We start from the raw sequence: 7,872 nt of genomic DNA, 5'->3' as shown, positions 1-7,872 counted from the left end.
GCCGAGATAATGGCGTAGTACGATGTGTGTGTTGGTAGGGAAGGGGTCACCAGCGAGAACGACAGAGAGAAGGTGGTCGGCAGCGTCAGATTTGTATAAGAGACAAGGTGCAATCTGTTAAACTCCTGTTCAACACCACGCAAAAAAAAACATTGACAACAATCATGAAAGCGCCTATCAATATCTTTCTCGCTTTTTCCTGACAAAAAAGATTGCCTTAATCTCACATCAAACCGGAGGATCATTGAACATGTCGCTTCAGAAAGGATCAAAAACCATATTTCTCACCCTGCCCTTGCTTGTCCTGTCCTTGATCTTTCCCGCGGTCCAGTCGGCGCATGCCGCGGAGGTCAACATATATTCCGCGCGGCAGGAGCATTTGATCAAGCCGCTTCTGGACGAGTTTTCCGCCCAGACCGGAATCACCACCAACCTGCTCACCGGCGAGGGCCCTGCGCTTCTGGAACGGTTGCGCAGCGAAGGCCGCAACAGTCCCGCGGACGTACTGATCACCGTTGACGTCGGCAACCTGGTGGCCGCGAAGCAGGCCGGCGTCCTGCAGGCGGCCCGCTCCACCGTGCTGGAAGAGAACATCCCGGCCCAGTACCGCGACGACGAGGGGTATTGGTACGGTCTCTCCTCACGAGCCCGGATCATTTACTACGACCCCGAGCGGATCGATCCCGAAAAGATCACCACCTACGAAGCCCTGGCCGACCCGGCGCTGGGCAAGGTGATCTGCGTTCGCAGTTCCTCCAACATCTATAACCAATCCCTGGTGGCTTCGATGATCGCCCACCATGGCGTGGAACAAACCGAAGCTTGGGTACGGGGATTCGTGAACAATTTCGCCCGTCGACCCCAGGACAACGATACCGCGCAGATCCGCTCCGTGGCCTCCGGCGAGTGCGCCGTGGGCATTGCCAACAGCTACTATTTCGGACGGCTCCTGGCTTCCGAAGATCCGGCGGACCAGGACGTCACCGCCAAGGTGAGCGTGATGTGGCCCAACCAGGACGATCGCGGCACCCACATGAACCTCAGCGGCGGCGGGGTGACGCAAAGCGCCCGGAACATCGACGAAGCCGTGAAGCTCCTGGAGTTTCTCTCAAGCCAGCAGGCCCAGGACATCTACGCCCGGGACAACAACGAATATCCGGTCAATCCCCAGGTCCAACCCAGCGGCCCGGTGGTTCAGATGGGCGAGTTCAGGGCTGACGACCTTAATCTGTCCTTGATCGAAAAATTCAATGCCGAAGCCGTGCGGGTCATGGACCGCGCCGGTTGGCGGTAAATCCCCCGCCACAACATCGTTTGCCCGGAAACAACCTCTGAGGTAAACATCTCCTGTCGTAGGGCGCGAATTGATTTCGCCCTCGACCCTGACAACTGATATACCCAACCCCAGCCCTGACGCGGTTCCTTAACCGCGTCGGGGCTCATTCCATTCACCGGAGTCACTGCTTGCGCATCTGGATGTTCATGGTTCTGGGCCTTGCCGCCCTTGTGGCCGCGCCGATCCTGGTGATTATGGCCCACCTGTTCGTTCCTTCATTGGAAGTGTGGCAACATTTGGCCACCACGGTCCTGCCCCGCTACGTGGGCAATTCCCTGGGTCTGATGCTTGGCGTGGGTGTGGGAACCCTTGTGCTGGGGGTGAGCACGGCCTGGCTGGTGAGCATGACCAGCTTCCCCTGGCGGCGTTTTTTCGAGTGGAGCCTGATCATCCCTCTGGCCATCCCGGCCTACGTCATTGCCTTCACCTATACCGGACTGCTGGAGTACGGCGGCCCGGTGCAGACCCTGCTGCGGGAAACCTTTGGCTGGCGGTCCGCGGCGGACTATTGGTTCCCTCAGATTCGTTCCCTGCCCGGGGCCATCGTGATGATGACCCTGGTCTTCTATCCTTACGTCTACATGCTCTCCCGGGCGGCTTTTCTGGAGCAGTCGGTCTGCGTCCTGGACGCCAGCCGGACCCTGGGCAGAGGTGCCTGGAGCACCTTTTTCGGCGTGGCCCTGCCCCTGGCCAGGCCCGCGGTCGCCGGGGGCCTGGCCCTGGCCCTGATGGAGACATTGAATGATTTCGGAACAGTGGATTTCTTCGCCGTGGACACGTTCGTCACGGGAATCTACCGGACCTGGCTGGGACTGGGACAGCCGGCCATCGCCGCCCAACTGGGCGCGGTGCTGATGTTCTTCATTCTGGGGCTGATTCTTCTGGAGCGCTGGTCCAGGCGGGGACGGGTCAGCCACACCACGGGCTACTACCGGCAACTGCCCCGGTTCCAGCTTTCCGGCATCTCCGCCGGGCTGGCCTTCACGGTCTGCTTTCTGCCGGTGTTCTTCGGATTCATTCTCCCGGTGGGCGCGATGGTTATCTGGACATGGCAAACCTGGAATTTCGTCGATCCGCGCTATCTGCGCATGGCCGGAACAAGCCTCTCCCTGGCCGGGATCAGCGCCGTAGCGGCGGTTGGGACCGCGGTCCTGCTGGCCTACGGTCGCAGGCTGGTTCCGGGCAAGGTCACCGGGATCGCCGTTCAAACGGCTTCCCTGGGCTACGCCATCCCCGGGGCGGTCATCGCCTTGGGCATCATGATCCCCTTCGCCTTTCTGGACAACGCCGTGGACAATCTGGCCCGCACGCTCTTCGGCTACTCCACGGGCCTGCTGCTTACCGGCACCTGGACCGCGCTGATCTTCGCCTACGTGGTCCGCTTCCTGGCCGTGTCCACCAATACCGTCGAAGCCAGCCTGCAAAAGGTCACGCCCAACATGGACGGCGCGGCCAGGACCCTGGGCCTGTCCGCCGGTCAGACCCTGCGCCGGGTGCACGGGCCGATCATGCGCGCCAGCCTGCTCAGCGCTGGAGTCCTGGTTTTCGTGGACGTAATGAAGGAACTGCCGGCCACCTTGATGATGCGCCCCTTTGGTTTGAACACCCTGGCCATCCGCTCCTACGAGCTGGCCTCGGACGGCCTGCTCAAGGAGTCGTCCAGCTCATCCCTGGCCATTGTCCTGGCCGGGATCATCCCCGTGATTCTGGCCAGCCTGATGATCGCCAGATCCAGACCCGGGCAGACGTAACCACCGACTCATGCAACAGCTTTTTCCCCCAACCCACGACAACAGCGAAAGGCCCTTTCCATGTCCCTGATCCTCGGCGATATTCGCCATGCATACGGCCCCAAGACCGTCCTGCAAAACATCAACCTCGAAGTCCAACCCGGCGAAGTGGTCTGTCTGCTCGGACCATCGGGCTGTGGGAAGACCACTCTGTTGCGGCTGATAGCCGGACTGGAGGAACTCCAACACGGCCGGATTCTGATCGACGACCAGGTCATCGCGGACCAGCATCGCCAGATGCTTCCGGAACGGCGCGGCACCGGCTTTCTGTTCCAGGACTTCGCCCTCTTTCCCCACCTGACGGTCCTGGAAAACACCATGTTCGGGCTGACGGCCGTCGCGTCCAAGGAAACCCGCCGACAAAAGGCGCTTCAAGCCCTGGAGCAGGTCAACATGCGGGATTTCGCGGCGGTCTATCCGCACGAACTCTCCGGGGGTCAGCAACAGCGCGTGGCCCTGGCCCGGGCCCTGGCTCCCAGCCCGCGGATCATCCTCTTGGACGAGCCGTTTTCCAGCCTGGACGCCCGGCTCCGGGTCCAGATCCGCGATCAGACCCTGCACGTGCTCAAATCCAGCGGCGTGGCCACGGTCATGGTCACCCACGATCCCGAGGAAGCCATGTTCATGGGCGACCGGATCGTGCTCATGCACCAGGGCCGGATCGTTCAGACCGGCACCCCCGTGGAACTGTACTCCAAGCCGGTGAACGCCTTCGTGACGACCTTTTTCAGCGATGTGAACGTGATCAGGGGAATGGTTCAGGGCGGACAGCTCGCCACCCCGCTTGGACGGGTAGCCTCCGCCGGGTTTCAGGACGGGGCCGAGGTTGAAATCATGTTTCGACCGGAAACGGTCCAGATATTCGAGGCGGACACGACTCCTCCGGCATCCAGTGTGCCGGGGGAAGTGCTGGCCACCCGGCTCCTGCCCGGAGCGACCCTGGTCCACCTGCGTATTGCGTCGCATGCGCACGGGACCCCGGAGAAACCCGGTTACACTCCTGACAACGCCGGAGAGGGCATCCACCTGCATGCCCGGGTCCCCTGCCTCTTCCCCATGCCCGAGGGTGCGCGCGTCCACGTCCATGTTCCCATGGACCAAGTCTACGTCTTTCCGGCGGAATCTTCCTGAGTTCGTGTTCTGACAGCTCAAGCGCCCTTGCGCGCGACATGCAGCAGGGAAAAGTAGGACAACTTTTCCGGGACCTGATCCAGGTTCTCGTACACGGCCTCCCCATCCAGGCCGCATCGCTCGATCAGTCTGGCCCGGTCCGCCAGTCCGCGCTCTTGCAGGGCCGCCTTGAGCGCGGGGAAACGCTTGGCCGGCTTGAGGACCACGGCGGCATCCGCCGCGTCCAGCAGCTTTGCCAGTCGATCCAGGTCGCTGTTGCCCGTAGCCACCACCAAACTCTCGTCGCCCTCCACCAACGTCTGTTCCAGCCGGGCCGCGGCCGCCTGGAAGGAGGTGATGCCCGGAATGATCCGCACCTCCGCCAAGCCGTCCCGAGCCCGCAGTTCCCGCAGCAAGTGCCCGAAGGTACTGTAGATCAGCGGGTCGCCCAAGGTAATGAACGCCGCATGACGTCCGCCGTGCAGACATTCCAGCACGGCCTCGGCGTTCCTGCCCCGGGCCGCCGTGCGCACCGCGTCGTCCCTGGTCATGGGGAAGTCCAGCCGCCGGATTTCCACATCCTCCCGTAAATGCGGCCGAATGATGTCCAGGGCCACGGAAAAATCATTCTTGGTCGAAGCCGGGGCAAAGACCACGTCCACTTCGGACAAAGCCTTGACCGCCGCCAGGGTGATCAGTCCCGTATCCCCGGGGCCGACGCCGATTCCGTATAATATGCCGTTTTGCATCAAAATATTCCAGTTTTCCAAAAAATAAAGAGACGAACCAGTGGTTCCCCGGCGATATCTACCAATACAACCAAACCAACAACAACCCCAGCAAAAGCCGGTAAATCACGAAGGGTTGCATCCCCACCGTGCGGATAAATTTAAGAAAGAAATGGATGCAGAGATAGGCGCTGATCCCGGCCAGCACCGTGGCCACGATGATCATCCCCCACTGCGTGGGCTCCGGCTGGCCGAAAAGCTGCCTGGCCTCCAGGGCCCCGGCCAGGAAAATCACCGGAATGGACAGCAGGAAGGAAAACCGGGCCGCGGCCTCCCGGCTCAGGCCCAGAAATAGACCGGCGGTCATGGTTGCTCCGGAGCGGGACGTACCGGGAATCAGGGCCACGGCCTGAGCGCAACCGATGATCAGGATGTCCAGCCAAGTCAGGCCATTCTCGTTGCGCCCCCCTTTGTGCCGCCAATCCGCCCAGCCCAGAAGCAGCCCGAAAAACATCAGCCCAAAGGCCAGAATCAATGGGTCGCGCAGATGTGTGGCTACCACGTCCCGAAAAGCCAGTCCGGCCAGCCCCACCGGAATTGTCCCCAGGATCACGGCCCAGGCCAGTCGAGCCCCAGGGCCGCTCCCCTTGCCGGTCAAGGAACGGAAAAAATCCCGGGCCATTTCCAGCAGATCCCGGCGAAAATACCAGACCACGGCCGCCAGGGTTCCCATATGCACGGCCACGTCAAAAGTCAGCCCTTGGTCTTCCCATCCCGTGAACACGGATACCAGGATCAGGTGGGCGGAACTGGAAATGGGCAGGAATTCCGTCAGACCCTGGACCAGGGCCAAGACGACGGCTTGAAAAAAATCCATGAATGCTCCGGGATTTGTTATTCTGGGATTGATGAAGGGCTACGAGCCCAGGGCGTTGAGCATGTTTTCCAGGCGTAAGCACTCCCGGGCCATTTCCTCGGCGGTCATCTCCGCCGGAACCCGGTACGGCCGCCCGTAGACCACCCGGCACCGAGCGCCGGGCCAGGGAAGCTGGAACTTGTCCCAGGCTTTCTGGAAGACAAAGGACCGGGACATGAATACCCGCAAGGGAATCAGGGGCGCACCCGCCTTGGAGGCCAGATACACGACCCCCTCCTTGACCTTGTGCCGGGGGCCGCGCGGACCGTCCACGGTGACCACCACGTCCGCATTGCGCGCGCGCATCTCCTTGCGAGCAGCAATCAACGCGGCCACCCCGCCCCGACGGCTGGAGCCCCGAGCGAGCTGAATGCCGAAACGAGTCAGGACCTGGGACAAAAACTCCCCGTCTCGACTCTGGCTGACCACGGCCACGGCGCCCTGGTTGCGGTGCAAATAGATCAAAGGGAACAACTCGTCATGCCAGATCGGCACGACCATGGGCACTTCTCGCCGCATCCCTTCAACATCTTCCAACCCTTCCTGGGAAAACCGCAACGTCCGACTCAGCACTTTGGTGAACAAAACAGCTGGAGGGACAAACCAAAGAGGATTGACGCGAATGCCCATGGCGAGGCTTCTAAACCGGATGCCGGTTGGAGACAAGGGAAGGATTGCGCCCTTACCACCCACAAACAACCAGCTCGATGTCTCATCGCAATCGAAATCGCAATCGCAATCGAAATCGATCAGCACACCAACATTCCACCTCCTGACTCCTGAATCCTGATCCCCTCTGATATTGAAAAAACAAATACTACGCGCCTCATAAGATAGAAACAATCAATTTGATTTCTCACCCCGGCTGTGCTTGTTTATATGCTTCACTCAAAACCCTTCAGCCCCAAAGGAATCCCATCCATGAACAATACACATCTCGACTGCAAAGGCCTCCCCTGCCCGCAACCGGTTCTCCAGTGCAAGCAATATATCGACGCCCAACAGCCCAAAATCGTGAGCGTCGAAGTGGACAACGAGGCTGCCTTGCAGAACGTGACCCGGTTTCTGGAAAATCAAGGCTACCGGGTCGGCAATGAGCAAACCGCCCAAAACGAATGGCGGATCACGGGAGAGCGGGAAGCCGGCGCCCAGGCGGACAAAGCCCAGGCCGACCAAACCGCCACGCCAGCCCAGGACACCAAGACCCTGATCTTCCTGACGGCTCCGGGCATTGGCGAAGGCGATCCAGGCCTGGGCGAAAAGCTGATGCTTAATTTCCTGGCCACCCTGCCGGAAATGGGCCCCCAGTTGTGGCGGATGATCCTGGTCAACGGGGCAGTGCGACTGGCCGTACAGGACAGCCCGTGCCTGGAAGCCCTGCAAAAGCTGGAAGCGGCCGGAGTGACCATCCTGGTCTGCGGCACCTGCCTGACCCACTTCGAGTTGCTGGACAAAAAAGCCGTGGGCCAGACCACCAACATGCTGGACGTTGTCACCAGCCTCCAACTGGCCGAAAAGGTCATCCGGCCCTGACGAATCCGCAGAATGTCTTGAAATCCTGTCCACGCCAAAAAGCTCAGACACCCCTCTAAAGCTCCCCCGCACCAGGATTCCCGCGTACGCGGGAATCCTGGTCACACGACGCCGACCGCGACCTGTCCTCGTTCCGAGCCGCCAACCCAACGCCCTGCACGCTGTACACCGGCGTCCCTCCATCCAGCATTCCGCCTGTGGACACGATTGGTCTCTTCGTTGTATGTTGCCCATTACAGATCAGAGTAGGCCACCATGCCCCCCTCGCTCACCGGATAATCACCGTTCCCGCCATATGCAAAGAGAGATACTTATGAAATCAAAAGATATGAAAATAACCATATCCACCAAAAAAAATTCGCTTAAACCCTTGCTTAATAAAAACAAGGAAATTAATCGAACTATCAAGAAGGCTGCCAGTGAACTTGAATTGGTTAATGAACTCAACTTTCGGGGTTG

General features: G+C 60.4%; 7 protein-coding genes. 4 read left to right on the top strand and 3 right to left on the bottom strand.

Features of this window, described 5'->3' with window-relative positions; translation table 11 throughout:
- The first annotated feature begins 250 nt into the window (after positions 1 to 250).
- From GY33_RS0118765 to GY33_RS0118755, 3 genes are all read left to right on the top strand, one after another.
- On the top strand, positions 251 to 1,294 hold the full coding sequence (locus GY33_RS0118765) for a Fe(3+) ABC transporter substrate-binding protein (RefSeq protein ID WP_031388793.1): 1,044 nt from the start codon (positions 251 to 253) through the stop codon (positions 1,292 to 1,294).
- Between the two features lie 170 nt (positions 1,295 to 1,464).
- Complete coding sequence (locus GY33_RS0118760; RefSeq protein ID WP_035272727.1) at positions 1,465 to 3,087, top strand: ABC transporter permease; 1,623 nt, start codon at positions 1,465 to 1,467, stop codon at positions 3,085 to 3,087.
- Positions 3,088 to 3,147: 60 nt separating this feature from the next.
- The gene (locus GY33_RS0118755; RefSeq protein WP_051822851.1) at positions 3,148 to 4,257 is read left to right on the top strand and encodes an ABC transporter ATP-binding protein; all 1,110 of its coding nucleotides are present in this window, start codon (positions 3,148 to 3,150) and stop codon (positions 4,255 to 4,257) included.
- A 17-nt stretch (positions 4,258 to 4,274) separates the two neighbouring features.
- Here the strand turns inward: GY33_RS0118755 and cobI are convergent, their stop codons facing one another.
- From cobI to GY33_RS0118740, 3 genes are read right to left on the bottom strand one after another with little or no spacing between them, the layout of a single operon-like run.
- Positions 4,275 to 4,985, bottom strand: a complete 711-nt coding sequence (cobI, locus tag GY33_RS0118750) for a precorrin-2 C(20)-methyltransferase (protein WP_031388790.1) — start codon at positions 4,983 to 4,985, stop codon at positions 4,275 to 4,277.
- A 58-nt stretch (positions 4,986 to 5,043) separates the two neighbouring features.
- Positions 5,044 to 5,841 carry an undecaprenyl-diphosphate phosphatase gene (locus GY33_RS0118745; RefSeq protein ID WP_031388789.1) on the bottom strand — a complete coding sequence of 266 codons (798 nt, stop codon included), beginning with the start codon at positions 5,839 to 5,841 and terminating at the stop codon, positions 5,044 to 5,046.
- 39 nt (positions 5,842 to 5,880) lie between these two features.
- A complete protein-coding gene (locus tag GY33_RS0118740; RefSeq protein ID WP_084185386.1) occupies positions 5,881 to 6,510 on the bottom strand; it encodes a lysophospholipid acyltransferase family protein in 630 nt (209 codons plus the stop codon).
- Positions 6,511 to 6,801: 291 nt separating this feature from the next.
- Here GY33_RS0118740 and yedF point away from each other — a divergent pair, with 291 nt between their 5' ends.
- Positions 6,802 to 7,413 carry a sulfurtransferase-like selenium metabolism protein YedF gene (gene yedF, locus GY33_RS0118735; RefSeq protein ID WP_031388787.1) on the top strand — a complete coding sequence of 204 codons (612 nt, stop codon included), beginning with the start codon at positions 6,802 to 6,804 and terminating at the stop codon, positions 7,411 to 7,413.
- The last annotated feature ends 459 nt before the right edge of the window (positions 7,414 to 7,872 follow it).

Origin of the sequence: Desulfonatronum thiodismutans, assembly GCF_000717475.1 — a bacterium.
In the GTDB taxonomy this organism is placed as follows: domain Bacteria; phylum Desulfobacterota; class Desulfovibrionia; order Desulfovibrionales; family Desulfonatronaceae; genus Desulfonatronum; species Desulfonatronum thiodismutans.
The sequence above is the reverse complement of the archived record's forward strand: the minus strand, read 5'-3'. Positions and strand labels throughout refer to the sequence as shown.